Source organism: Streptomyces sp. TAA204 (genome assembly GCF_000424965.1).
In genome coordinates this window covers 64,418-90,251 of sequence record NZ_AUKW01000014.1, presented here as the reverse complement: position 1 = coordinate 90,251, position 25,834 = coordinate 64,418, and the positions used below count along the sequence as shown (strand labels likewise).

Below are 25,834 nucleotides of genomic sequence, written 5' to 3'. Positions count from 1 at the left end.
GTTCTTCACAATCTGACGACCGGAAACGTCACGCCGCACCCGCACCAGTGAGCGAACGCACCTCTGTCTCCGCGTGCTTGGCGGCGTCCGCCTCCTCCCGCGAGGTCACGGTGCCGAGCCAGCCCGCGAGGAACCCCAGGGGAATCGCGACCAGGCCCGGGTTCTCCAGCGGGAAGACGGCGAAGTCGGCTCCGGGGAAGAGCGCACCCGGCCCACCCGAGACGACGGGCGAGAGCAGGACGAGCACGACGGCCGGGACGAGCCCGCCGTAGACGGACCACACGGCACCGCGCGTGGTGAAACGGCTCCAGAAGAGTGAGTAGAGGAGCACCGGAAGGTTGGCCGCCGCGGCCACCGCGAACGCGAGTCCCACCAGGAACGCCACATTCAGCTGCTGCGCGAGCAGCCCCAGTCCGATGGCGACGACGCCGATTCCGATCGCGGCCATCCGGGCCACGCCCACCTCACCGCGCGTACCGCGCCTGCTCAGTGAGGCGTACAGGTCGTGGGCCACCGAAGCCGAAGAGGCGAGCGTGATGCCGGCCACGACGGCCAGAATGGTGGCGAACGCGACGGCGGCGACCACGGCGAAGAGCAAGGCGCCCCCGGCCGATTCGGCTCCGCCGCCCAGCTCCAGCGACAGCAGGGGCACGGCGGTGTTGCCCGCCGGGTCCGACTCGCGTACCGCACCGGAGCCCAGCAGCGCCGCCGCGCCGAGGCCCAGCACGATCGTCATCAGATAGAAGGCCCCGATGAGGCCGATCGACCACACCACGGACCGGCGCGCGGCACGTGCGGTGGGGACCGTGTAGAAGCGCGAGAGAATGTGCGGCAGCCCCGCCGTGCCCAGTACGAGCGCCAGTCCGAGGCTGATGAAGTCCAGCTGGTGCGTCCAGCCGCCGCCGTAGCGCAGGCCCGGGGTGAGGAAGTCCCGCCCGTGACCGCTGCGTTCGGCCGCTGTGCTCACCAGGGCGCCGAGATCGCCGCCGAAACGCAGGAGCACCAGCACGGTCAGCGCGAGGGCACCGCCCAGCAGCAGCACCGCCTTCACGATCTGAATCCACGTCGTGGCGCGCATTCCCCCGCACGAGACATAGACGACCATGAGCGCGCCCACGCCGATCACCGTCCACGACCGCGCCGTTCCGCTCGCGCCGCCGAGCAGCATCGCGACGAGAGTGCCGGCGCCGACCATCTGCGCGACGAGATAGAGCACCGAGACGGTGACGGAGGAGATACCCGAGGCGATACGGACGGGACGCTCGCGCATCCGTGCGGCGACGACGTCGGCCAGCGTGAAGCGCCCGCAGTTGCGCACGAGCTCGGCGACGAGGAGCAGCACGACGAGCCACGCCACGAGGAACCCCACGGCGTAGAGCATCCCGTCGTAGCCGAAGAGAGCGATGACGCCCGAGATGCCGAGGAAGGAGGCCGCCGACATGTAGTCGCCCGCGATGGCGAATCCGTTCTCCATCGGGGTGAACAGCCGGCCGCCGGCGTAGAACTCCTCCGGCGAACCCTGCCGCCTGCGGCTCGCCCGGCTCGTGATGGCGAGTGTGAGGAGGATGACGACGCTGAACAGCAGCAGCGTCAGCGCCTGATGGCTGCCGGTCACCGCGTCGCTCCCCAGGAGGTTCGCGCGGCGGGCACGCCGGCGCGGGACGTGGCACCGGGCGGCCCGTTCGCGGGCGCACCGTACGCCCCGGCACTCCGCCCTGCAGCGTGCATTGCCATGTCCTGTGTCTCCCAGCGCAGTTCGAGCGCGAGCCGGTCCCGCCGCAGCCGGGCGTGGCGAACGTAGGCCCAGGTGACCAGGAAGGTGGTGGCGAACTGCGCGAGCCCGGCCGCCATGGCCACGTTGAGAACTCCCGCGACCGGACGGGCCATCAGCCCCGGGGCGGTGGTGGCCGCCACGACATAGGCGAGATACCAGAGGAGGAACGCGGCGCTGACGGGCAGCGCAAAGCTGCGGTAGCGCCTGCGCACCTGCTGGAAGGCGGCGCTGCGCTGGACCGCGAGATAGACCGCGGCCTGCGCGTCGCCCGCCTCGTCGTGTTTCTCGCCGCCGCGGGGCGGGGGCGTTGCCGTCGCGGGCGCGTTCTCGTCACCCCGGCCGGAGGCCAGGGCGTCGTACCAGGGGTCGTCGGTGCGCATGCCCAAGGATGGACACGCACAGAAGATCACGGATGGAGCATCCGGGGCTCTTCATCACTTCAGGTGACGTACTGGTTGACCGGTATGACCGGGCTCGACCCGCTGTCGGTCAGACGTCGATCCGCGAGCGGTCCAGGGTCGCCGCGGAAGAGCTGATGAACTCCCTGCGCGGCGCCACCTCGCTGCCCATCAGCAGGTCGAACGCGGTCTCCGCCGCTTCCAGATCGCTGATGTTGATGCGGCGCAGTGTGCGGTGGCGCGGGTCCATCGTGGTCTCCGCGAGCTGGTCGGCGTCCATCTCGCCCAGGCCCTTGTAGCGCTGCACGGAGTCCTTGTAGCGCACCTTCGTGCGCTCGAGTTCGAGCAAGGTCTGCCGCAGCTCGTTGTCGGAGTAGGTGTAGATGTACTTCTCCTGCCCCTTCCTGGGGTTGATCAGCTCGATCCTGTGCAGCGGGGGCACCGCGGAGAAGACCCTGCCCTCCTCGACCATCGGCCGCATGTAGCGCTGGAAGAGAGTCAGCAGCAGACAGCGGATGTGCGCGCCGTCGACGTCCGCGTCGGCGAGGAAGATGACCTTGCCGTAGCGGGCCTGGTCGATGTCGAAGGTCCGCCCGGACCCGGCTCCTATCACCTGGATGATCGAACCGCACTCGGCGTTCTTGAGCATGTCGGCGACGGAGGACTTCTGTACGTTGAGGATCTTGCCGCGGATCGGCAGCAGCGCCTGGAACTCCGAGTTCCGGGCGAGCTTCGCCGTCCCCAGCGCGGAGTCCCCCTCGACGATGAACAGTTCGCTGCGGTCGACATCGTCACTGCGGCAGTCGGCGAGCTTGGCGGGCAGGGACGACGATTCCAGGGCACTCTTGCGCCGCTGCGCCTCCTTGTGCTGCCGCGCCGCGATACGCGTCCTTGCCGCGGCGACGACCTTCTCCAGCACGGAGCGGGCCTGCTGCTTGGCGTCACGCCTGGTGGAGCCGAGGAACGCCTTCAGCTCCTTGGCCACGACCTGCGCGACGATGCGCGAGGCGGCCGAGGTGCCCAGAACCTCCTTGGTCTGCCCCTCGAACTGCGGCTCGGCCAGCCGGACGGTGACCACGGCCGTCATGCCCTCCATCGCGTCGTCCTTGGCGATGTCGTCCTCGGCGACTCGCAGGATCTTCGAGGAGCGCAACGCCTCGTTGACGGTCCTGGTCACCGAGCGTTCGAACCCGGTCACATGGGTGCCGCCCTTGGGCGTGGCGATGATGTTCACGAAGGACTTCAGCGTGGTGTCGTAGCCGGTCCCCCAGCGCAGCGCGATGTCGACGTCCAGCTCGCGCTGCACCTCGGTGGGGATCATGTGACCGCGGTCGTCGAGGACGGGCACCGTCTCCTTGAACTGGCCCTTGCCCTGCAGCCTCAGCACGTCACAGACGGGCCTGTCCTGCGCCAGGTACTCACAGAACTCACTGATGCCGCCGTCATAGCGGAAGACCTCCTCGGAGGCGCCCTCAGCCGCCCCCTGGGCGTCCTCGGTCCCCTTGCCCTTCCCCTCGAGACCGCGCTCGTCGCGTACGACCAGGGTCAGGCCGGGCACCAGGAAGGCGGTCTGCCGGGCGCGGGCGTGCAGTGTCTCCAGGGAGAGCCTGGCGTCCTTCAGGAAGATCTGCCGGTCGGCCCAGTAGCGCACGCGCGTGCCGGTGCGGTTCTTGGGCAGCTTCCGGCCCTTGAGCAGGCCGCTGGAGGGATCGAAGGGGGCGTCGGGGCCGGACTCGGTGAAGATGCCGGGAACGCCGCGCCGGAAGCTGATGGAGTGCGTACGGCCGCCGCGGTCGACCTCGACGTCGAGGCGGGCGGAGAGCGCGTTGACGACGGAGGCGCCGACACCGTGCAGACCGCCGGAGGCGGCGTAGGAGCCCCCGCCGAACTTCCCCCCGGCGTGCAGCTTCGTCATGACGACCTCGATGCCCGACAGGCCGGTCTTGGGCTCCGCGTCGACCGGGATGCCGCGGCCGTTGTCCGTGATCTCGACAGAGCCGTCCTCGTGCAGGGTCACCTCGATGCGGTCGCAGTGGCCGCCCAGGGCCTCGTCGACCGAGTTGTCGATGATCTCCCACAGGCAGTGCATCAGGCCCCTGCTGTCGGTGGAGCCGATGTACATGCCGGGGCGCTTGCGGACTGCCTCCAGCCCTTCGAGAACGAGCAGGTGCCGCGCGGTGTAGTTGGAGCCTCCGTCCCGGTCGGCGCCGGTGAGCAGCGCGGTGGACGGCTTGGCGTTCCCCGTACCGGAGGCCAGGGGGAGGTCGGCGGTCACGCGGTTCGCTCCTCGCTGAATTCTGCTTGTGGTGGCTGGTTGCCGCGTCAGAGGGTACCGAGAGTGCAGGAGGGGGCGTGCCGCGCCACCCAGGAAGGAGCTCATGGTAGCCCATGCTCGATCATTTGTTCGATAACTTGGACGGGTGACACACACATCACGTTCCCTTTGGCGCATGAACCATTTAGGCTCCGGGCACGTCCCCTTCAACAACGGGAACACTGCACAGACAAACAACTGGACAACAGCAACCATGTGACATGACGACGAAGCAACCCACGTAATACGGCTCATTCGCCGCCACCCGGCAACATGCAGCCGCCCCGGGGAGAAATCTTCCGGGAATCGTCGAGAGCGGGAACGTTTTCGACCTGGTTGGATGTTGACCCTGGTACGACAGCTCGTCGAGCTAGAGAAGAGGCGACGTGACTACTGTTCTGACCCCCGCGACTCCGTTGACGGCCGCCGATCGCTGCGACCGCTGCAGCGCCCAGGCCTACCTTCGCGTCGTGCTGCTCAGCGGCGGGGAGCTGCTGTTCTGCGCCCACCACGGTCGCAAGTTCGAGCCAGAGCTCAAGAAGATCGCCGCGGAGATACAGGACGAGACGGAGAAGCTCACTGCGGCTCCCGCGAACACGGAAGCCGGAGACGCCTGAGCGGCCTGACCCGATACGACGTCCCGACATGACGAGCTCGGACCGGCACTGAGGCCGGATTCGGTGGGCGGCCACCCGGTAACGCCGGGTGGCCGCCTTTCCCTGTGCACCACTGGTCCGCTGATCCGGGACCGGCCGGCCGACGAATCAGTCGGCCCATGAATTCCGCTCTCCGCGAACGCTCTCCCGGCGTACCGGAACGCAAAGACTTCTCCGAACGGCCGCGCGCTTGCCCGCTGCGCGATTGCGCCACAACCCGCCCCACGGGGACGGGCCGCGGCCCCCGCACTCCCCGCTTTCCCGCTCTCCCGCACACCGTCGGCGGAGCCGGCGGGCCTCCTCGTGCACAGCGGATCCATAGGGCCTCCCATCACTCCGGCAGCGGGCCTTCCGGACCACCCAGAATGATTCGGATGGAGCAGTTCCGCATCCCGGGCGGGGGAGTCGCACACCTGTGGCAGGGGCCGGTGCTCCCCGAAGGAATCACCGGCCCCTGCCACAGGTGCGTACGGACGCCCGCCGGCCTCAGTCCAGGTAGTCGCGCAGCACCTGGGAGCGGGAAGGGTGCCGCAGCTTGGACATCGTCTTGGACTCGATCTGGCGGATCCGCTCACGGGTCACGCCGTAGACCTTGCCGATCTCGTCGAGAGTCTTCGGCTGGCCGTCCGTGAGACCGAAGCGCATCGAGACGACCCCCGCCTCACGCTCACTGAGCGTGTCCAGGACGGAGTGCAGCTGCTCCTGGAGGAGCGTGAAGCTGACCGCGTCGGCAGGGACGACCGCCTCGGAGTCCTCGATGAGGTCACCGAACTCGCTGTCGCCGTCCTCACCGAGCGGAGTGTGCAGCGAGATGGGCTCACGGCCGTACTTCTGGACCTCGACGACCTTCTCCGGGGTCATGTCGAGTTCCTTGGCCAACTCCTCCGGTGAGGGCTCGCGGCCCAGGTCCTGAAGCATCTGACGCTGGACGCGCGCGAGCTTGTTGATGACCTCGACCATGTGCACCGGGATACGGATGGTGCGGGCCTGGTCGGCCATCGCGCGGGTGATGGCCTGGCGGATCCACCACGTGGCATACGTCGAGAACTTGTAGCCCTTGGTGTAGTCGAACTTCTCGACGGCACGGATGAGACCGAGGTTGCCCTCCTGGATCAGGTCGAGGAAGAGCATGCCGCGGCCCGTGTAGCGCTTGGCCAGGGAGACCACGAGACGGAGGTTGGCCTCCAGCAGGTGGTTCTTGGCGCGGCGGCCGTCCTCGGCGATGATCTCCATCTCGCGCCTGAGCTTGGGCGCCAGCTTGTCCTCGGCGGCCAGCTTGTCCTCGGCGAAGAGGCCCGCCTCGATGCGCTTGGCGAGTTCGACCTCCTGCTCGGCGTTGAGGAGCGGAACCTTGCCGATCTGCTTGAGGTAGTCCTTGACCGGGTCGGCGGTGGCGCCGGCGGCGGCCACCTGCTGCGCCGGGGCGTCGTCCTCGTCGTCGTCGGAGAGTACGAAGGCTTCGTTCTCGGCCTTGACTTCGGCCGTAGGGCCGTCGTCCGCGCCGGGCTTGTTCGCCGGCTTGGCCGGTGCCTCCTCGGGAGGCTCCTCCGCGCCCTCGAGAAGCTCGTCCACGACGGACTTCTTCGCCGCGGTCTTCTTCGGAGCGGCCGTCTTCTTGGCCGCGGCGGCCTTCTTGGCAGTCTTCTTGGCAGTGGCCTTCTTCACCGCGGCCTTCTTGACCGGCTCGGCGGCCACCTCGGCAGCAACCGCTTCGACGGCCTCCTCGGCGAGGACCGCGTCGGTCTCCGCCGGAACCTCGGGCTCGCCTGCTGCCTTCTTCGCGGCTGGGGTCTTGGCCGGTACCGCCTTCGTGGCGGTGCGCTTGGCCGGAGTCTTCGCCGCGACGCTCTTACGGGTGCGCTTGGGGGCCTCGGCGGCACTCACCATCAGCGTCACACCCTCCTCGTCGAGGATCTGGTTGAGGCTGCGCAGTACGTTCTTCCACTGGGTTGGCGGAATCTGGTCAGCCTCGAAGGCCCGACGCACGTCGTCGCCGCCGATCTGCCCCTCAGCCTTTCCCCGCTCGATGAGCGCCACCACAGATTCGGATTCGGCGATCTCCGCAGGGAGCGTTCGGGATGTGCTGGCCGACACGAACAACCTCTCGGAACGATGGAAACGGCAAGCCGCCGGTGGGGATGAACCGACGGCGCGGGCTGAGCAGTGGAGGGGTACAGCGCCTCTATGAGCGCCGGACGCAGGTGCCGTATTCCCTCCGCGGCTGTCACCTCTTGAGTCATCGCGCTGCGACGCGAAGCGTTACGGGCAATACGCGTGGCCCGGGTCACATCCTGCATCCATACATTCTCGTGAGAACTTCATGAAAGAGGGATTAAAAGGACGTCCGTACGAGGTGCAGTCACACACCACCGCGTCTACGACACCCTTCCCGACACACGACCCCCGACACGGCTGCGCCGCCGGGAGGCCGGCGGCGCAGCCGTATGTGCCGCGGGTCGCGGCTTGTCAGACGCGGACTGCTCGTGCGCGCCCGCCCGGCGCTCCGCCCGCAGGGAACGGCCACGCGGACCACTCCCCCGTCCCCGCCTCAGTGCTCGCGCGGAGGCGGAACGACATGGTCGGAACCGGCGGCAGCACCGCTGCCCGCGGAGCCTCCCGGCTGGGGAACCGGAGGAGCCGCCGCCTCGGGCCGCACGCCGAGCAGCTGACGCATCGCCGTCTCCGCAGCGGCCGACTCGCCCGCACCCAGAGCGTCCACGATGCGCTGGTGGTGCGCGACGGATGCCTCGGTCGCCCGCTCGCATCCGGTGGCGGGGCCTCCCGAGACCTGAAGGGCGGCGGAGACGATGCCCGAGAGATGTTCGAGCATGCGGTTGCCGGCGGACTGCAGCAGGAGCCCGTGGAACTCGGCGTCCGCCCGGGAAAAGGTGAGGGTGTCGCCCTGGCCGAGGGCATGGGTCATGATCTCGACCATGTCGGCGAGGCGCTGCTGCACCTCGTCCCGCACCTGGCCCGCGGCGAGGCGGGCCGCCAACGGCTCGATGGTGCTGCGCAGTTCCCGCAGTTCCCTGCGTTGGTCCTCACGCTGCGGCCCGAAGGCCCGCCACTCGATGATGTCGGGATCGAGCAGGTTCCAGTCGCTGACGGGGCGCACCCGGGTACCGACGTTGGGCCGGGCGCTGACGAGGCCCTTTGCCTCCAGGACCCTCAGGGACTCGCGGACGACGGTACGGGAGACCTCGAAGCGGTGCCCGATCTCCTCGGGGACCAGCGGGCGGTCGGCGCCCAGGTCACCGGAGACGATCATCTGACCGAGCTGCTGTACGAGTTGGCCGTGCAGACCACGTCCGCGACTGCCGGCGGCGCGGCGGCCGACACGGTTGATGTCGGCCTCCGAGCCTTGCCAGGCAGTGATGTTGCTGGTCGTGCGTGCCGTGCCCGAGGACTCGGCGTATGCGTATCGGTCGACTTCACCCGGGCCGGCAAGGCCGGAGTCGGCTGAGCGGGCCGCGGTCATCATGGTGTGCGCAAGGGTAGTCACGCATCCTTTGTCGGCGGCGCTCCGCACGGGCTTGAGGGCTTTGGTGAAAAGCACACGAAAGGGTGATCGCTGACTTCCTGACAATTGACGCCTTATCGGAAGGACGGCGATGCCAGGGGCTCATCTGCACGTCATATGCGCGATGTTGAGGTCCCGCTCGGCGCTCCGGCCGTGCCCGCGCTGCCACTGAGCGCTCATCGCGCCCGGCTGCGGACCGCGGTGAGGAGGTAGGCGAAGAGCAGCGCCGCCAGCGACAACACCAAAGCAGGGCCCACAGGTTGCGACGCGATCCGGAACCCCGCGGACACCCAGTCCTCAGCGCCCGGGGGCCACGGCACGAGCAGAGCGGACTCCAGTCGCCCGGGCAGCCCTTCGAGGGAGCGGCCCGCGGGTCCGCCGAGCAACGTCCGTACCGCGGGGGCGACAAGCGTCGGCACCGCCAGCACCACAGCCGTACCGGCCGCGGCCGACCGGAAGATGCCCGCGGCCAGAAGCCCCGCCCAGGCACAGCCGACAGTGAGGGCGAGCACCGCGGCGACGTGGAGCTGCCAGGGCGCGTCACCCCGGGGAGGGGACGAAGCGGAGGACGGCCAGGAGTCCGGGGCGGCCGTGTCGGCCGGGAGTGCGAGGACGTCGCCGCCGAAGAACAGGCTCACGCCTGCCGAGTTGAGGACGGCAACCACGAGGCTCAGCGCCACGGCGAGGGCGGCGGAGACCGCGAGCTTGGCCGAGAGAAGGCCGAGCCTGCGCGGGACGGACGAACGTGCGGGTGCGAGCGCGGGATGGCGGAACTCCTCGCCGAACGCCAGCGCCCCGAGGAGGCCGACAGCGACAGCCGCGGGAGGCAGCAGGAAGACGCCCCCCGAAGGCCATCCCGTGAGGAGGCGTACGGCCGGGGCGACCGAACTGCCCGACGAGGGAAGGCCGATGCCGGTGCGTGCGAGCACGAGCGCCGTGCACAGCGCCGTCGCTACAGCTGCGGCCAAAATGATCCAGGTCGTCCTGACGCTGAACAGACGGCACAGTTCGTAGCGCAGAGGGGCTGCCGGGCCGGGGTGCGCGAGCGCGTGCAGCCGCGGCGGTAGTTCCGCCGCCGGACGCGCGGGGGGACGGATCGGGGTCCAGGCGGCCCGGAGGCTGTCCGCGGTGGGGAGTTCCGCGGTGGTCGCGGCCGGTGTACCGCCGGAGCCCGCCAGGGGCGTGTCGCTGATGCGGACGGTTGTCTCCTCCGGAGACGTCAGCGCCGTGGGAGAGGGTGCGGAGGAGGAGAGAGCGGCCGGGGAGGGAGCCGCCGGTGAGGTGGAACCGGCGGAAGCTGACGGAGCGGTCGGAGCGGTCGGAGTGCCGGTGGACGCGATCGCGGGTGCGGAGGCAGACGTGGATTCGTTTGCGATCGGGAGCGTCGAGTCCGGCGAGGACCCGGCGACGAGTGCGTAGACAGGTTCCTGGTCGGCCGTCATGGGCGCGGCCTGTGCCGTCTCCTCGCCCGGAGGGACGGTCTGCTCGGATTGCTCCGCCGCCGGGGCCGTCCCGGCCCCGTACTCCGGTTCGCCGGTCGCGGCTGTGCCGGTGGCGTCGGTGAGGCCGGTGGCCCCCGGTTCAGGCGGGAGGGCCGAGTCCGCGGCGCCGGTGGACGGATCGTCGGAGGCGGGCGCCGGGTCCGCCGTCACCGGCGCGGCGGCCGCGCCTTCTCCGGCCGATTCCTGTGCGGAGGGGGGCCGTTGGGACGGACGGCCGTCGGCACGGTCGAGCGGTGCCGGTGCCGAGGCGTCTCCCTCGGCGCCGCTCTCGTGAGTGAGTTGATGCACGAGGATGCCGTGCCGGTAGGCGAACTCACCGACTTCGGAGCAGCTGCTGCCGTACACCGAGACGCGGGTTCCGCCTTCGTGGACGACTTTCAGCGGACCGCCGTCCCTTCCGGACGGCCCCGCCCTGCGGGCCTCCTGGGACAGTACCGCCGCGAAGCGCTCCGCATGCGGTGTCCGGACGGCGACCCGCGGCCGCAGTCGCGTGCGTGCGAAGTCGGCGGCTTCCTGATCGGCGACGAGGCGGCCGGAGTCGATGCTCACGACGCGGTCGGCGAGATCCGCGGCCTCTTCGGACAGGCGTGAAGTGACCAGCACGGTTCCGCCCTGTTTCGCGTATCCACGCAGCAGTGAGCAGAGCCAGTTGGTCTCGCGGGGAGAGAGACCACTTGTGGGTTCGTCCATGATCAGTGTGTGCGGGTCCCCCAGCAAGGCGCAGGCCACACCGAGGCGTCGGTCCATACCGCGAGAGAGAGCGCTCATGCGCTGGTCGGCGAGGCCGCTGAGGCCGACGACGTCGAGCACGTCGTCGGCCCGGTCCCCGGGGACACCGGCGGCGGCGGCGAGCATGCGCAGATGGCTGCGGGCGGTACGCGCCGGGTGGCCGGGCACGTCGCCGAGCAACACGCCCACCTCGCGGGCGAGGTGGGCGACTCTGTGCACGGGACGGCCGCGGAAGAGGGTGACACCGCGCCCCGGCTGGAGCTCGAGCATGAGGCGCACGGCACTGCTCTTGCCCGAACCCTCGGGTCCGAGAAGCACGGTGACGCGGCCGGGACGTGCCTCGAAGGTGAGGTCGTCGACGGTCGGCTTCAGTTGGTGCCGGCGAGGCAGGCTGGTGAGCCCGATGGCCTGGATCATCGCTTCTCCCGCGGAACGCGTGGGGGACGCATCCACGCAAGATAACGTGACATCTCAGGCTTTCCGGGCAATGTGCCCCACCCGGCCAAGTCCCCCTGCGGAGGGAGTACCGAACGAGCCCGTCAGACCTCGGGCCGCAGCATGGGCGGATTGAGCAGCGTGGCGCCCCCGGCGCGGAACAGCTGTGCCGGACGGCCCCCCTGACGGGTGGTCGTCCCACCGCTGGGAACGAGAAAGCCGGGGGTGCCTGTCACCTTCCGGTGGAAGTTCCGCGGGTCCAGCACCACGCCCCACACGGCCTCGTAGACCCTGCGCAACTCCCCCACCGTGAATTCGGGCGGGCAGAACGCGGTGGCGAGCGAGGAGTACTCGATCTTGGATCGCGCTCGCTCCACCCCCGCGGCGAGGATCCGGTCGTGGTCGAAGGCGAGCGCGGGCTTGTCCTGACCGTCGCGGGCCGGGGCGTCATCCGCCCCGAGGAGGGCGCCGATCTCGGCCCAGCGGGCGCCGCGCGCGTCACCGCCCGGCGTAGGCGCGGGCAGGTCCGGTGCGAGCGCGAGGTGGGCGACGCTGACGACACGCATGCGGGGGTCCCGGTACGGGTCGCCGTAGGTGGCGAGCTGTTCGAGATGGGCTCCCGGTGCCCTGCTTCCTCGATCCTGGGACAGCAGCCCGGTCTCCTCCGCGAGTTCGCGTGCCGCTGCCGTGGCCAGGTCCTCGTCGGCGCGGACGAAGCCGCCGGGCAGTGCCCACATCCCCGAGTAGGGCGCTTCACCACGTCGGACGACCAGTGCGCAGAGCGCGTGTCTGCGCACTGTGAGCACCACCAGATCGACGGTGACGGCGAAGGGTGGGAAGGCCGACGGGTCGTAGGGCATGCCGTGATCATAGTCGTCTCCCTGACGATAAACAGGCTGTTCGCAGGCCGCCTCCTCATGGCGGTCCGGCCACGGACGTGGTTCATCACCCCACGTCCGGGGGGTCAGCGAGGCGCAGACTCCGGGCGACCGACTCGACATGTCCCTCCCCCTCGCCGCTCACCCGCACCGAGAAGGGCTCTCCCGCCAGTCGCAGCCCGGTGAAAGTAACGGCTCCCAGCGGGGCCGGTCTCAGAGGGCGCACACTGACCGTCCCGGCGGGCACGTCCGGGCGGACTCCGGCGAGAGTGGTGAGCAGTTGGACGGCGCCGGCCGCCGCCACCGCTGCGGGACGGCACGCCGCCGGATGCGGCAAGGGCACGCCGCCCTCGCCCCGCTGCTCCCCCGCGTACATCTCGGGCAGGCGCAGCCCGAAGTACACCGCGGCGTCCAGCACACCGTGCACCAGCGATCCCGCATCCTCGTGACGGCCGGCCGCCGCGAGTCCGGCCACCGCGGTGACCGAGTCCTGGACGCGGACCGCGCCGCTGCGGTGACCGAACGGATTGTGTGCCTCCGCGCGGCGGTCGAGGCTGCGCAGACCCCACCCGGAATCGACGCACGGCGCGGTCAGCAGCCGGGTCAGCTGCTCGGTCCGGTCCGCGGTGAGCAGTCCCACGGCTGGATCTCCGCCTCCGACCAGTCCGGTGTCCAGCAACTCCACCACCCCGGAGCCCAGACACGCGGCCGCTGCCCCACCTGGCGTACGCAGGGCGAGGGGCCTTCCCCCGCTCGCGTCCTCGTACCAGAAGTCTTCGTGGAACGCGGAGCGCAGCGTCTCCGCCCAGGCCCTCAACTCCCCTCCTCCGCTGTATCCGCAGGCGTCCAGCAGTTCGGCACCGAGCACCGCCGCCCGGTGTGCGTGGGCCTGCACCTCGCACCGGTACGGGCCGTCGGGTGCGGGATCGGGGACGTAGACCCCGCCGTCGGAGGCGGCGAGCATCCATGCCAGGCACCGCTGGGCGGCGGGCAGGAGCTGCTCCGTGTCGCACTCGTTCAGCCCCCATCTCCACGCCTCCGCGAGCACCGTGGGGAAGAGGAGCGTGGCCTCGGTCCCGGTGCAGCCGGGCGGTGCGTACGGACCCGCGTGCCGCAGCGCTCCGGGAAGGCGCCCCGCGTCCGCGCCGGGCCCGGTGAGCTGGCTCCGGGCGAGTGTGCGCAGGGTGCCCGCAGCGAGGCGGGTGCCCAGCGGCAGCATCATCCGCGCCGCCCTCAGGGACTCGGCGGGGCAGAGTGCGCAGCGCCAGGGAGCTCCCGCGGCGAGATGGAGGTCGGACGGTACGGCGGGGTCGGTCATCAGCAGCGCGTTCGCGTCGTCCAGTGCCGAACGGAACAGTGCGCCGACCCTGCTGTCGTCCCCTCCCGCGCGGGCGTCGTGCCACACCCGCGGCGGTCTGGGAGCCCGGGAGGCCGGTAGTCGGGCAGGCCGCCTACCGGGGTCCCCGCTGACGGGTTCCCTGGTTGTGCGAGCGAGCTCCGTACTGAGCACCACCGTGCGGGTCTCGCCGGGTGAGAGCGTCCAGTCCCATCGCAGCAGCCCCGTCCGCGCCCAGATGGTGTCGGCCTGAGGTTCGGCGGAGACCCCGGCGCGGAGATCTCCGCACGTCCATGCCAGACCCGGCCCGTGCACGGAGCCCGGGAGTTCGGCCCCGGCATGTCCGACGGCGACGGCCGCGATGTCGGCGAGGTCCGTGCCGAGGCGCAGTTCGAGAGGGAACCGCAGCGTGCGCCCGCCCGCGTTGCGGACTGAAATGCGCTCGCCGCCGCCGGCCGAACGCAGCCGTTCGACGACGATCTCCGGATCGGGTCCGCAGCCGACCGCCGTACGCGCCGAGGCGACGAAGCGTGCCTGACCGGCCCCGACCATGAACCCTTTGAGAGGAACCGGCTCCCGGCCGGCCACCAGCAGATGGCAGTGTGAGATCACGCGTCGTCCCGCGTGGTAGACGCCCTGCATGCCCTCTCCGGTGAGCTGGCCGTGCTCGGGCGAGATGGACAGACAAGGCGCGGCGACACAGATCAGTGCGGAGTGTACCGACTGGTGTTCCACCGTCGGCGGCTGCGCGGGCTGCGGGCGCCCGTGCCCACCGCCGGCGCCCGCCTTCGGCACTCCGGACGACGCCGAAGGTCCACGATCCGGTACTTGCTGCCTGTGCGGCTGCGGCGAAGTCGGCTGCGACATCGCAGGCATGGGGTCCCTCCGCTTCCTCTGGTCTGTATGGCCGGGCACTGGCCCGATGCGTGGGATGAGCGGCGTCCGCCAGAGATGAACGGCCCGGCCGCCGGGCAGGTCACGGAATACCGCGCGGCAACGGGTCCGTTCGGGCGCATGTGTCCGCCGTGCGGCGGGCGGCCCGTTCCCTGCGCATGCAGCGGCGCAACGGTTCGGGGTCGAGCCCGTCCCCCAGAGCCCGGTGCAGGAGCCTGGCGAAGACGTGGTCGGGGTCGCGGCGCAGCGCCAGGTCGAGCGCGACGCGGGCCGTGGGCTCGTCCCCGCCCGACCAGGCGACCCACCCCGCGAGAGTCAGCACCGCGGCTGCATGCTCGGTGTAGGACCCTGCGCAGCGCCGGGCCAGGGCCCGCCACAGCCGCAGCGCGGGACCGGCGTCGGAGCCCTCCATCCATTCGGCGGCCCGGTCGCGTGTTCTGCGGTCCTGAAGGCCGAGGATCATCGCCGCCGCGGCCTCGTGGCCGAGAAGAGCGTCGTCGTGAGCGTCCGCGACCGCGGGCTCGCTCCCGTCCGGTGCGCTTTCGCGGAAGCGGTTCAGCGTCCTCTCGGCGAGGGCCAGCGTCTCCGCCGCGACACGCGCGCGGCCGTCGGGCGCGAGCATGCGTGGCACGAGCGCGGCGCTCGCGGCGTCCAGTGCACGCTCCTGACCCTGGGCTCCCGCGTGCCCGTCGGGGGTCAGCCTCCGTTCCATCTCCCGCAGCGAGCCGCTCACTCGAATCCCCGCGTATGCGGCGGCAGCAGCCATGGCAGAGGTACCGGGAGAGCCGAGTGGCCGTCCTTCTGCGGGACAGCAGGAGGAGTCGGGGCAGCAGTAGGACCAGTAGGCTCCGGCGGAGAGACACAGCGCTTCATAGACCGGCATCTCCCGCTCGCCACAGGCGGTGCGCAGCGCCTGGGCCAGCGGTCGCAGCCGTTCCGTGACGGCCGCGCCGCTTTCGCCGGCGGCCGGGTCCTGACAGAGGTAGACGATGGCGCCGTCCGGCCGCCGGCCCCCTGCTTTCACGTGCTCCTCGAGGCACGCGGCGACCTGGGCGGAGACCGGGCGCCACTCCTCGGGGCGGGTGGGAATGCCGATCCTGATCCGCCCGCCGAATCGTCCGCGCTCCCCGTGCACAGCGACGACCACGATGGAGTCGTCCGGGTAGAAGCCCAGCAGATACGGCAGGGCATCGGCCAGCTCGGCCGGACCGCGAAGCGAGATCTCGTTCCCTGCCCCTGACCGGCCATCGGCGGCCGCGCCTCTCCCCTGCTCTTCATGTGCCGGATGTTCGCCGTCGCCGCGGTGCTTGTGCTCACGTGTCATGCGAGGACAGTGCCGGATCCGTCAGGCCCGATGTCATTGATTGTCCACAGGCAGCCCCATTCATACTTCTTGTAGTACTGACTCCTGTTCGTCCACAGGGCGCATTCGCCGGATGCGCCCGCCATCCGGTTGCATGGAGGCATGAACGACACAGAGCTGCGCGTCCAGGCCGACGGTGTTCTCTCCCGCCTCGTCGGTGACGTCTCGGGCGGTGCCCGGCTGCGGAAGGACCAGTGGCGTGCTGTCGAAGCCCTGGTCGCCGAGCGGCGGCGGGCTCTGGTCGTGCAGCGCACCGGCTGGGGGAAATCGGCGGTGTACTTCGTCGCGACGGCACTGCTGCGGGCCCGCGGCAGCGGTCCGACCGTCATCGTCTCGCCCCTGCTCGCTCTGATGCGCAACCAGGTGGCGGCAGCGGAAGGAGCCGGGATCCGCGCCCGCACCATCAACTCCTCCAACGCTCAGGAGTGGGAGGCCGTGCAGGCGGAGATCGCCGAGGGCAGCGTGGACGTCCTGCTCGTCAGTCCGGAGCGGCTCAACAACCCGGATTTCCGGGATCAGGTCCTGCCTGAACTCACCGCGGCGACAGGACTCCTCGTCGTGGACGAGGCCCACTGCATCTCCGACTGGGGCCACGACTTCCGCCCCGACTACCGCCGGCTGCGCACCATGCTGGGTGAACTGCCCGCAGGAGTTCCCGTCCTGGCCACCACGGCCACCGCCAACGCGAGAGTGACCGCGGACGTCGCCGAACAGCTCGGTACCGGGGCGCAGGGCGAGGGAGCGGTCACGGGGGCGGAGTCGGCCGAGGGCGCCGCGCTCGTGCTGCGGGGGCCGCTGGAGCGGGAGAGTCTCTGCCTGGGAGTGCTCGGCTTGCCCGACGCGGCACACCGTCTGGCATGGCTCGCCGACCACCTGGAGAAGCTTCCGGGCTCGGGGATCGTCTACACGCTCACGGTCGCGGCGGCCGAGGAGGTCACGGCGTTCCTGCGGGGGCGCGGACACCATGTGTCCTCCTACACCGGCAGAACCGAGAACACCGAGCGGGAGGCCGCCGAGGCCGACCTGCTGGCGAACCGCGTCAAGGCACTGGTGGCCACGTCCGCTCTGGGAATGGGCTTCGACAAGCCAGATCTGGGATTCGTCGTCCACCTCGGCTCGCCCTCCTCCCCGATCTCCTACTACCAGCAGGTGGGCAGGGCAGGTCGCGGTGTGGAACACGCCGAGGTGCTGCTGCTGCCCGGCCGCGAGGACGAGGCGATCTGGAGCTACTTCGCCTCGCTCGCCTTCCCCCCGGAGGATCAGGTGCGCAGGACTCTGGACGTGCTGGCGGCGGCGGACGGCCCGTTGTCGCTGCAGGCGCTGGAGCCTCGTGTGGAGCTGCGTCGGTCACGGCTGGAGACCATGCTCAAGGTTCTGGACGTGGACGGGGCCGTACGGCGCGTACGGGGCGGCTGGACGGCCACGGGCCGGCCGTGGACGTACGACGCCGAGCGGTACGCGTGGGTGGCGCGACAACGCGAGTCCGAGCAGCAGGCCATGCGGGAGTACGCGGCGGGCACCGAGTGCCGGATGGAGTTTCTCCGCCGTCAGCTGGACGACGAGGAAGCCGCCCCGTGCGGACGCTGCGACAACTGCGCGGGAGCACGGTTCGCCCCGGAGGTCTCCGGCGCCACGCTGGACGCGGCCCGCGGGGAACTGGCGAGGCCCGGCGTCGAGGTGGAACCCCGGAAGATGTGGCCTACCGGACTGCCCGCGATCGGTGTGCAGTTGAAGGGGCGCATCCCCGCTGCCGAACAGGCCGCGACAGGGCGGGCGCTGGGAAGGCTGTCGGACATCGGGTGGGGCAATCGGCTCCGCCCGCTGCTGGCTCCCCGGGCTCAGGACAGCCCGGTCCCCGACGATGTGGCGCGTGCCGTCGTGGAGGTGCTGGCCGACTGGGCCAAGGGGCCCGGCGGTTGGGCGCCCGGCGCCGAGGAGTCGTCGGCCCGTCCCGTCGGCGTCGTCACCGTCGACTCGCGGACGCGTCCACAGCTCGTGCGGTCACTGGGGGAACGGATCTCGGCCGTCGGCCGCATACCCCTGCTCGGGACGGTGACCTGCACGGAGGGTGCGGCCCCGCCCGTCGGCGCACGCAGCAACGGAGCGCAGCGGCTCCGTGCGCTGCACGGGGCACTGACCCTGCCGGCGGGCCCGGCCCAGGCCGTAGCAGAAGCACGCGGCCCGGTGCTGCTCGTCGACGACTTCACCGAGACGGGCTGGACCCTCGCGGTCGCGGCCCGGCTGCTGCGGCAGGCCGGGGCGCCACGTGTGCTGCCGCTGGTTCTCGCAGTGGCGGGCTGAGCGGCACCCGGCCCGGACCGGGCCGCGGTACCGCGGTACCCGGTCACGAAGAGCCGGGTCCGCCCGGTTCAGAGAAGGTCGCGCAGCCGCTGCGGGTCACCGCAGACGACAAGACGGTTCTTCGCCTTCGCCAGCGCGGCGGGCAGTGCCTGTGCGGCCTCCCCGTCCGTGCCGCCGTTCACGGCGAGGACCACCACGGAACGCTGTGGCACAGGCGCCAGGGCTGTGGCGTGCACACAGAAGACGTCCCCGCCGTCGGCAAGTTGACGCCAGTAGGCGTCCTCACCGAAGGAGAGTTCGTGCTGAGCCCAGGGGTGCTGCTCGCCGGTGGTGATCAGGAGGATCTCGCCCGGGGCGGTGCCGTCGTCGAGGAGCTTGTCGACGGTCTCGTCCGCGACATCCACTGCTGTGGTGTCGGTGGCGGGGACCAGTTCGATCTGCGCCGCCGGCGCAGCGGCGGCCGGGGCGGGACGCGCCGCCGACGGTCCACCGCTGCGGACGGTGCCGGGACGGCCGGGCGTGGGCCCCTTGCTGTCCGTACGCGGCGGCGCGGGGCGCGACGCGGCCCGGGGGCCGGGAACCGGTGCTGCGGGGCGGGAAGGCTGTGGAGTCCGGGTTGTGGCCGCTGTGCTTTGGGCGCCCGGGACGGTCTCGCGAATCTGTGGCTCCTCAGGAGTGAGAGGCATGGAGTGATGTCTATCAAACGTCGGTGCGGGGCCCGTAAGCGGGTTCAGCCGGTCACGTACGACCTCCGCGGGGCCGGTTCAGAAAATGCCCAACTGCTCGGCGCTGGAATCCTCTCCGGCCGGATCGACACGTGTGCGCTTGAGGTGCTGCCAGCGCGGCAGCGCGTCCATGAACGCCCACGACAGCCGGTGGTACGGCGTGGGGCCGAGGGCCCGCAGAGCGGTCTTGTGCACCGGCGAGGGGTAGCCCGCGTTGTCGTGGAAGGCGAAGTCGGCGTGTTCGGCGCCGAGTTCAGCCATCAGCCCGTCCCTGCGCACCTTGGCGAGCACGGATGCCGCAGCCACCGCGACGCAGGACTGGTCCCCCTTGATCACGGTGCGCACCCGCCACGGAGCCCCGAGATAGTCGTGGTTGCCGTCGAGGATGACCGCGTCGGGCCGCAGCGGGAGCGCTTCGAGAGCACGCTCCGCGGCCAGCCGCAACGCCGCTGTCATACCCAGCGCGTCGATCTCCTCCGACGAGGAGTGGCCGAGGGCATGAGCCGAGACCCAGCCGTCCAGGACCCGCGCGAGTTCCGTGCGCCTCTTGACGGTGAGGAGTTTGGAGTCTGTGAGTCCTTCGGGCGGCCGCCGCAGCCCGGTGATCGCGGCACCGACCGTCACGGGCCCGGCCCACGCGCCGCGCCCCACTTCGTCGATCCCGGCGATGACTTTGGCACCGGTCGTGGCGCGGAGCGACCGCTCGACGCGGTGAGTTGGAGGCTCGTACGGCATGGCGGGATCAGCGTAGCGCCAACTCTCCGCTCCTCGTCGGCCGGGGTGGCCCCTCCTCACGGAGCCTGGCGCCTCCAGAGGTGTGAGGGCCGCCCCGCCCTCGGGAAGAGCCGGCTCGGGCTCGCCCAACAGGCTGCTGGATGCGGGGTCTTGAGGTCGGTCGTTCATGATGCGGCGTTCTTCGCGGCGTCTTCAGATGCTGGGGCCGTACGGGCGGGGGGTGCACCACTGCTCGAAGGGCCGGTCGAGGTGGTAGCGCCCGTCCTTCCCCAGTTCCAGCGTACGCGTCTCCGCGTTGTCGGGATTGGACAGCGATTCGAACTCCGCCACCGACCAGTGCAGCCAGCGCATGCAGAAGAGCCGCATGGTCAGACCGTGGGTGACGATCAGCACGTTGGGCGGGTGATCAGGCTGCTCGAAGCTGCGCCACAGGCTCTCCAGGAAAACGCTCACCCTGTCGTAGACGTCCGCACCGGACTCGCCCTGCGCGAAACGGTAGAAGAAGTGCCCGTATGCCTGCCTGTAGGCCTTCTGCTTGCCGACGTCCTCGCGGTCCTGCCAGTTCCCCCAGTCCTGCTCCCGAAGACGAGGTTCCTCCCGAACGCGCAGCAGGGCGGGGTCGAGCCCGAGGGCGGTGAGCGTCTGATGCGTCCGCCGATAGGGCGAGACGTAGGCGGAGACCCGCTCCTCGCAGAAGAGTTTGCGCAGTCTCTCCCCCGTCTCCTCTGCCTGCCGCACACCTGTCTCGGTCAGTGCCAGAGCATGGTCGGGCACACGTTCGTAGATGGAGTCGTCATCGTTCCCCTCCGACTCTCCGTGCCGGATCAGGACGATGCGACGGGGGCGTGCCATACGGCCACTCTAGGGTCCCCCGGAGAATCAGACGGTCCAGGAAGGCTCGAGATCGATCACATCTCCGGCAATTCCGGTCACATCCGCTCCCAGCTGGGCCCGCAGCGCCAGCCGCTCGACCCGCTCCGTGCGGTATTTGCCGTGTTCGGCGGCCGAATCCCACATGGAGAGCACCATGAACTCGTCCTCGGCCTGTGCCTGGGTGAAGACCCCGCGCAACATTCCGGGCGACCCCGCCATCGCCGGGTTCCACACCTTCTCCTGCATCAGCGTGTAGTGATCGATACGGTCCCCGCGCACCCGGCAGTGGGCGACCCGCAGCAGGTCGGCGTCCGAGAAGACGGGACGGAAGCCGGTCTTGACATCGAAGCGGTACTCGAAGAGCCGCACCCGCATGTCCTTGTACGTGCCGAGCTGGGCGGCGTGCAGCCGGTCGTGCGAGCGGGCCATGAACGAGTCGTAGAAGGCACGGCTCTCCCAGAACCCGAAGAGATGCGCGACACCTTCCCGGGCACGGCTCCAGCCGCCGCCCTGCCCCCGGAATCCCGGCTCGCCGAGCAGCCCCGCCCACTTCCGCTGCCCCCGCTCGAACCCCCGACGGTCCACCACGGTGCAGCGCATCCACTTGACCAGCACCGCGCCATCGTACGGCCAACAGGGTGACAAGCCGTACGCACACCGTCCCGTGCCGTCCCGCGCCGGGAGCGGAATCACCCTCTCTTCGCGCGCGCGGCGGCGGCCGTCAGATACTCCGCGTAAGTGACGCGGCCCACCGCGTGCTCGGGTGCGGTGTGGTGCCCCGCGCGGTAGGCGCGCGCGGCTCTGCCGGGCAGCGGCACGGACAGCACGGGGCGGCGCAGCCCGTACGCGTGCAGTGTGAGCTGGGCCAGTTCGCGGGCGGTACGCACCTCGGGTCCGCCCATGTCGGCCACCCGCCCGGCGGGCGGGCCCTGCGCCAGCGTCACCAGACGCTCCGCCACCTCGCTCACGTCGATCGGCTGGGCCGTCATCCCGGCGGGAGAGAGAGTGACCGGCAGCTTGCGCTGGACCGTGGTGACGCGTGCGATCAGGTCGTGGAACTGCGTGGTGCGCAGGAGGGACCAGGAAAGCCCGCTGTCCTGGACGACGCGCTCCGACTCGAGCTTGGCCCGGTAGTAGAAGAAGGGCACGCGGTCGACGCCCACGATGGAGATGTGGACGAGGTGCGCTTCTCCGCCCGCCCTCCGCGCCGCTTCCGTCAGCTGCCGTGCCGCCACGACGTCCTTCCCCGATCCGGTCGTGGCGCAGTGGATGATGCCGGCGACGCCACTCACCGCCGCATCGAGGCCCTCTCCGGTGCAGAGATCTCCCGTCACCCACTCCGGCACGTCCGGCCCGGCAGGCGTCTCCTGCCTGCCCGCTTCCGCTCGCCGAGCTCCGGGCCCGCCGCCTTCCGCAGGACGGGGACGGCGGCTGAGCACCCGTACGGCGTGCCCGCCCTCCCTCAGCCGCGCGACGACGGCCCGGCCGAGAGTGCCGGTGCCGCCGGTCACCAGTACAGGGATGCTGCCGGCGCTCATACCGTCCATCCTCGGGCAGCGACGCAACCGGCGCACGGCCCGGCCCGAAGACACCCGCAGGGACAGCTTGGAGAAACGGCAGGGGCGGGGCCCGGCTCACCGCCGGTCCCCGCCCCTCAGCTCCGGTCACGGGCGTCAGCCCGGGTCACGGGTGTCGCTGCCGGCGCCGCCCGTGATCACCGTCACCGACCTCCGTGGGACAGAACCTAGCTGCACCCGCTGGTCGAGCCGCAGCCCTCGCAGAGGTAGCAACTGCCCGCCCGGCGCATCTTGGTGCCGCAGGCGAAGCACAGCGGCGCATCGGCGTTCAGACCGAGTTGGATCTCCATCAGCTCCGTGGAGTTGTGGGCACCGCCCGGTGCCGGAGCGGCGGCCTGAACCTCACCGGTGCCTTCGGCCCTGGCTTCCTCCTTGGCCTTCTCCCGTGCCTCGCCGACCGTCTCGGCCTTCGGGGCGGACTGGGCGAGTCCCTCCACGTCGAGTTCGTCGTCGGACGGTTCGTACGAGCCCGTCTCCAGGTGCCTCTGACGCTCACCGGCGGAGTGGATACCGAGCGCCGAACGCGTCTCGAAGGGCAGGAAGTCCAGCGCCAGGCGCCTGAAGATGTAGTCGACGATCGACTGCGCCATGCGCACGTCCGGGTCGTCGGTCATCCCCGCGGGCTCGAAGCGCATGTTGGTGAACTTCGATACGTACGTCTCCAGCGGCACCCCGTACTGCAGGCCGACAGAGACGGCGATCGAGAAGGCGTCCATCATGCCCGCGAGGGTCGAGCCCTGCTTGGACATCTTCAGGAAGACCTCGCCGAGACCGTCGTCCGGGTAGGAGTTCGCCGTCATGTAGCCCTCGGCGCCGCCCACCGTGAAGGAGGTGGTGATGCCGGGACGCCCCTTGGGAAGCCGCTGCCGTACGGGCCGGTACTCGATGACCTTCTCCGGCTCGGGCTCCGCCTTCGCCTTCTCCTCCTTGCGCTTGGCGGAGAGGGGCTGGCCGACCTTGGAGTTCTCGACGTAGACGGCGAGAGCCTTCGTGCCGAGCTTCCAGCCCTGGAGGTAGATCTCCTCGACGTCCTCGACGGTGGAGGAGGCGGGCATGTTGACGGTCTTGGAGATGGCGCCGGAGAGGAACGGCTGCGCCGCGGCCATCATCCGTACGTGCCCCATCGGGGAGATGGAGCGGTCACCCATGGCGCAGTCGAAGACCTCGTAGTGCTCGGGCCGCAGGCCGGGGGCGTCGACGACGTTGCCGTGTTCGGCGATGTGCTCGACGATCGCCTCCACCTGCTCCGTCTGGTAGCCGAGCCGCTTGAGTGCCTTGGGCACCGTGTTGTTCACGATCTGCATCGACCCGCCGCCGACCAGCTTCTTGAACTTCACCAGGGCCAGGTCCGGTTCGACGCCGGTCGTGTCGCAGTCCATCATCAGGCCGATGGTGCCGGTCGGGGCCAGCACCGATGCCTGCGCGTTGCGGAAGCCGCTCTTCGCGCCCAGCCGCAGCACGTCCTGCCACGCCTCCGTGGCCGCGGCCCAGACGGGGGTGTCCAGGTCGTCGGCGCGCCGCGCGGCGGCGTTGGCGTCGGAGTGCTGGCGCATGACGCGGTTGTGGGCGTCGGCGTTGCGTGCGTAGCCCTCGTACGGGCCGACGGCGGCGGCCAGTTCGGCGGAGCGCCGGTAGGAGGTGCCGGTCATCAGGGAGGTGATGCTGCCGGCGAGGCCGCGGCCGCCTTCGGAGTCGTAGGCGTGGCCGGTGGCCATCAGCAGTGCGCCGAGGTTGGCGTAGCCGATGCCGAGCTGGCGGAAGGCCCGGGTGGTCTCGCCGATCTTCTCCGTCGGGAAGTCGGCGAAGGTGATGGAGATGTCCATCGCCGTGATGACCAGCTCGACGACCTTGGCGAAGCGCTCGGCGTCGAAGGACTGGTTGCCCTCGTCGTCGTCCCGCAGGAACTTCATCAGGTTCAGCGAGGCGAGGTTGCAGGACGAGTTGTCCAGGTGCATGTACTCGCTGCACGGGTTGGAGGCGGTGATGCGGCCCGATTCCGGCGAGGTGTGCCAGGTGTTGATCGTGTCGTCGTACTGGATGCCCGGGTCGGCGCACACGTGCGCGGCCTCGGCCATCTTGCGGAAGAGGGACTTGGCGTCCACCTCTTCGACGACGTCGCCGGTCATGCGGCCGCGGAGTGGGAACTTCGCCCCGGACTCGACAGCCTTCATGAACGCGTCCGTCACACGGACCGAGTTGTTGGCGTTCTGGTACTGGACGGAGGCGATGTCGTCGCCGCCCAGGTCCATGTCGAAGCCCGCGTCGCGCAGCGCGCGGATCTTCTCCTCCTCCTTCACCTTCGTCTCGATGAACGCCTCGACGTCCGGGTGGTCGACGTCGAGTACGACCATCTTCGCGGCCCGGCGGGTGGCACCGCCGGACTTGATCGTGCCGGCGGAGGCGTCCGCGCCGCGCATGAAGGAGACCGGGCCCGAGGCGTTGCCCCCGGAGGAGAGCAGCTCCTTGGAGGAGCGGATACGGGAGAGGTTGAGCCCCGCACCGGAGCCGCCCTTGAAGATCATCCCCTCTTCCTTGTACCAGTCGAGGATCGACTCCATGGAGTCGTCGACGGAGAGGATGAAGCAGGCCGACACCTGCTGCGGCTGTGCGGTGCCGACGTTGAACCAGACAGGGGAGTTGAAGCTGAAGATCTGGTGGAGCACGGCATGGGCCAGCTCGTGCTCGAAGATCTCCGCGTCCTCGGGAGTGGCGAAGTAGGCGTGCTGCTCCCCGGCTGCGCGGTAGGTCTTCACCACGCGGTCGATCAGCTGCTTGAGGCTGCTCTCGCGCTGCGGCGTGCCGACGGCCCCGCGGAAGTACTTGCTGGTGACGATGTTGGCCGCGTTCACCGACCAGAAGGCGGGGAACTCGACGCCGTGCTGCTCGAAGTTCACCGAGCCGTCACGCCAGTTGGTCATGACGACGTCGCGGCGCTCCCACTCCACTTCATCGTACGGATGCACCCCGGGAGTGGTGTGGATGCGCTCCATGCGCAGCCCCGTCTTCACCTTGCCGCCCTTCGCGCGCCAGCCGCGTGCCGGACCGCTGGTCGTCTCTGTCATTCCGCCTCCCTGTACCGGGCATAACGCCCCGATGTACCCCGAATCTTCCCGGGGCACGATGTCTGTCCGACGGCCGCCGCGCTCCTGCGCGCGCCGGCCTGGTCCAAAGGTCCGAGTTGCCGCCGCTCAGTCGGCGGCGGGCACCGCCACGGGCGCTCCGGGGCTTCCGCCCGCGCCCTCCGCCCCACTGCCCCCGCCGCCCGGCTCCTGCGCGCCCTGCGCCCCGTCCGCGTCTCCCGCGCCGCCGGAGCGGGCGGTACGCAGCTCCTGGACGGCGTCCTCGAAGTCCTCCAGGGACTCGAAGGCGCGGTAGACGGAGGCGAAGCGCAGGTAGGCCACAAGATCGAGGTCCTGGAGCGGGCCGAGTATCGCGAGGCCGACGTCATGCGCGGACAGCTCGGCGCTGCCCGTGGCGCGCACCGCCTCCTCGACCCGCTGGCCGAGCTGGGCGAGGGCGTCCTCCGTGACGGGGCGCCCCTGGCACGCCTTGCGCACGCCGGCGATCACCTTCTCCCTGCTGAAGGGCTCGGTGACGCCGCTGCGCTTGATCACCATGAGGGACGCGCTCTCCACCGTCGTGAAGCGCCGGGAGCAGTCGGGACACTGACGGCGTCGCCGGATCGCCGTGCCGTCGTCGGCGGTACGGCTGTCGACCACGCGGCTGTCGGGGTGCCGGCAGAAGGGACAGTGCATTTCTCCCCACCCTCCTGAGCCTGCGAAAGCCCGGATCGTGCATGACAGGTACGCCCTCGGCGGGCCCTG

Annotated in this window: 18 protein-coding genes; 2 read left to right on the top strand and 16 right to left on the bottom strand. The window is 70.4% G+C overall.

Annotated elements, in window-relative coordinates; genetic code table 11:
* Positions 1-28: 28 nt before the first annotated feature.
* From H343_RS0119060 to H343_RS0119050, 3 genes are all read right to left on the bottom strand, one after another.
* Positions 29-1,615 (bottom strand): sodium/solute symporter, encoded by a 1,587-nt coding sequence (locus tag H343_RS0119060; RefSeq protein WP_028432458.1) that lies wholly within the window; start codon positions 1,613-1,615, stop codon positions 29-31.
* A complete protein-coding gene (locus tag H343_RS31520) occupies positions 1,612-2,154 on the bottom strand; it encodes a DUF485 domain-containing protein (RefSeq protein ID WP_051265539.1) in 543 nt (180 codons plus the stop codon). Before H343_RS31520 ends, H343_RS0119060 begins: the two co-directional genes overlap by 4 nt.
* A 109-nt stretch (positions 2,155-2,263) precedes the next feature.
* Positions 2,264-4,447, bottom strand: a complete 2,184-nt coding sequence (locus tag H343_RS0119050) for a DNA topoisomerase IV subunit B (protein ID WP_051265536.1) — start codon at positions 4,445-4,447, stop codon at positions 2,264-2,266.
* A 425-nt stretch (positions 4,448-4,872) separates the two neighbouring features.
* Here H343_RS0119050 and H343_RS0119045 point away from each other — a divergent pair, with 425 nt between their 5' ends.
* Positions 4,873-5,103 carry a DUF7455 domain-containing protein gene (locus H343_RS0119045; protein ID WP_028432456.1) on the top strand — a complete coding sequence of 77 codons (231 nt, stop codon included), beginning with the start codon at positions 4,873-4,875 and terminating at the stop codon, positions 5,101-5,103.
* Positions 5,104-5,628: 525 nt separating this feature from the next.
* Here H343_RS0119045 and H343_RS0119040 read toward each other — a convergent pair.
* The 6 genes from H343_RS0119040 to H343_RS31510 all read right to left on the bottom strand — a co-directional run bounded on the left by H343_RS0119040 (position 5,629) and on the right by H343_RS31510 (position 15,760).
* Positions 5,629-7,242, bottom strand: coding sequence for an RNA polymerase sigma factor (locus H343_RS0119040; protein ID WP_486586956.1), 1,614 nt, complete (start codon positions 7,240-7,242; stop codon positions 5,629-5,631).
* A 448-nt stretch (positions 7,243-7,690) separates the two neighbouring features.
* The gene (locus tag H343_RS0119035; protein WP_078505884.1) at positions 7,691-8,698 is read right to left on the bottom strand and encodes a FadR/GntR family transcriptional regulator; all 1,008 of its coding nucleotides are present in this window, start codon (positions 8,696-8,698) and stop codon (positions 7,691-7,693) included.
* A gap of 140 nt (positions 8,699-8,838) precedes the next feature.
* Entirely contained in the window at positions 8,839-11,310 is a 2,472-nt protein-coding gene (locus tag H343_RS0119030) for an ATP-binding cassette domain-containing protein (protein WP_028432453.1), read from the bottom strand.
* 122 nt (positions 11,311-11,432) lie between these two features.
* Complete coding sequence (locus H343_RS0119025; RefSeq protein WP_028432452.1) at positions 11,433-12,188, bottom strand: NUDIX hydrolase; 756 nt, start codon at positions 12,186-12,188, stop codon at positions 11,433-11,435.
* 85 nt (positions 12,189-12,273) lie between these two features.
* A complete protein-coding gene (locus H343_RS31515) occupies positions 12,274-14,409 on the bottom strand; it encodes a glycogen debranching N-terminal domain-containing protein (RefSeq protein ID WP_078505882.1) in 2,136 nt (711 codons plus the stop codon).
* Between the two features lie 109 nt (positions 14,410-14,518).
* Positions 14,519-15,760: a DUF4192 domain-containing protein gene (locus tag H343_RS31510; RefSeq protein WP_051265534.1), complete on the bottom strand. Its 1,242-nt coding sequence runs from the start codon at positions 15,758-15,760 to the stop codon at positions 14,519-14,521.
* A 141-nt stretch (positions 15,761-15,901) separates the two neighbouring features.
* Between H343_RS31510 and H343_RS0119010 the strand changes: the two genes are divergently transcribed.
* Positions 15,902-18,100 carry a DEAD/DEAH box helicase gene (locus H343_RS0119010; RefSeq protein ID WP_028432451.1) on the top strand — a complete coding sequence of 733 codons (2,199 nt, stop codon included), beginning with the start codon at positions 15,902-15,904 and terminating at the stop codon, positions 18,098-18,100.
* A 68-nt stretch (positions 18,101-18,168) separates the two neighbouring features.
* On the opposite strand, the gene H343_RS36025 is transcribed toward H343_RS0119010, so the two are convergent.
* The 7 genes from H343_RS36025 to nrdR all read right to left on the bottom strand — a co-directional run bounded on the left by H343_RS36025 (position 18,169) and on the right by nrdR (position 25,765).
* Positions 18,169-18,504 carry a hypothetical protein gene (locus tag H343_RS36025; protein ID WP_028432450.1) on the bottom strand — a complete coding sequence of 112 codons (336 nt, stop codon included), beginning with the start codon at positions 18,502-18,504 and terminating at the stop codon, positions 18,169-18,171.
* Between the two features lie 360 nt (positions 18,505-18,864).
* Positions 18,865-19,560, bottom strand: a complete 696-nt coding sequence (locus H343_RS0119000) for a ribonuclease HII (RefSeq protein WP_028432449.1) — start codon at positions 19,558-19,560, stop codon at positions 18,865-18,867.
* Positions 19,561-19,752: 192 nt separating this feature from the next.
* Positions 19,753-20,412, bottom strand: a complete 660-nt coding sequence (locus tag H343_RS0118995) for a histidine phosphatase family protein (protein ID WP_028432448.1) — start codon at positions 20,410-20,412, stop codon at positions 19,753-19,755.
* Between the two features lie 27 nt (positions 20,413-20,439).
* Positions 20,440-21,048, bottom strand: a complete 609-nt coding sequence (locus H343_RS0118990) for a YdbC family protein (protein WP_028432447.1) — start codon at positions 21,046-21,048, stop codon at positions 20,440-20,442.
* Positions 21,049-21,122: 74 nt separating this feature from the next.
* The gene (locus H343_RS0118985) at positions 21,123-21,971 is read right to left on the bottom strand and encodes an NAD(P)H-binding protein (RefSeq protein ID WP_028432446.1); all 849 of its coding nucleotides are present in this window, start codon (positions 21,969-21,971) and stop codon (positions 21,123-21,125) included.
* Between the two features lie 206 nt (positions 21,972-22,177).
* The gene (locus tag H343_RS0118980) at positions 22,178-25,072 is read right to left on the bottom strand and encodes a vitamin B12-dependent ribonucleotide reductase (RefSeq protein WP_028432445.1); all 2,895 of its coding nucleotides are present in this window, start codon (positions 25,070-25,072) and stop codon (positions 22,178-22,180) included.
* A 126-nt stretch (positions 25,073-25,198) separates the two neighbouring features.
* Complete coding sequence (nrdR, locus tag H343_RS0118975; RefSeq protein WP_028432444.1) at positions 25,199-25,765, bottom strand: transcriptional regulator NrdR; 567 nt, start codon at positions 25,763-25,765, stop codon at positions 25,199-25,201.
* Positions 25,766-25,834: the final 69 nt, after the last annotated feature.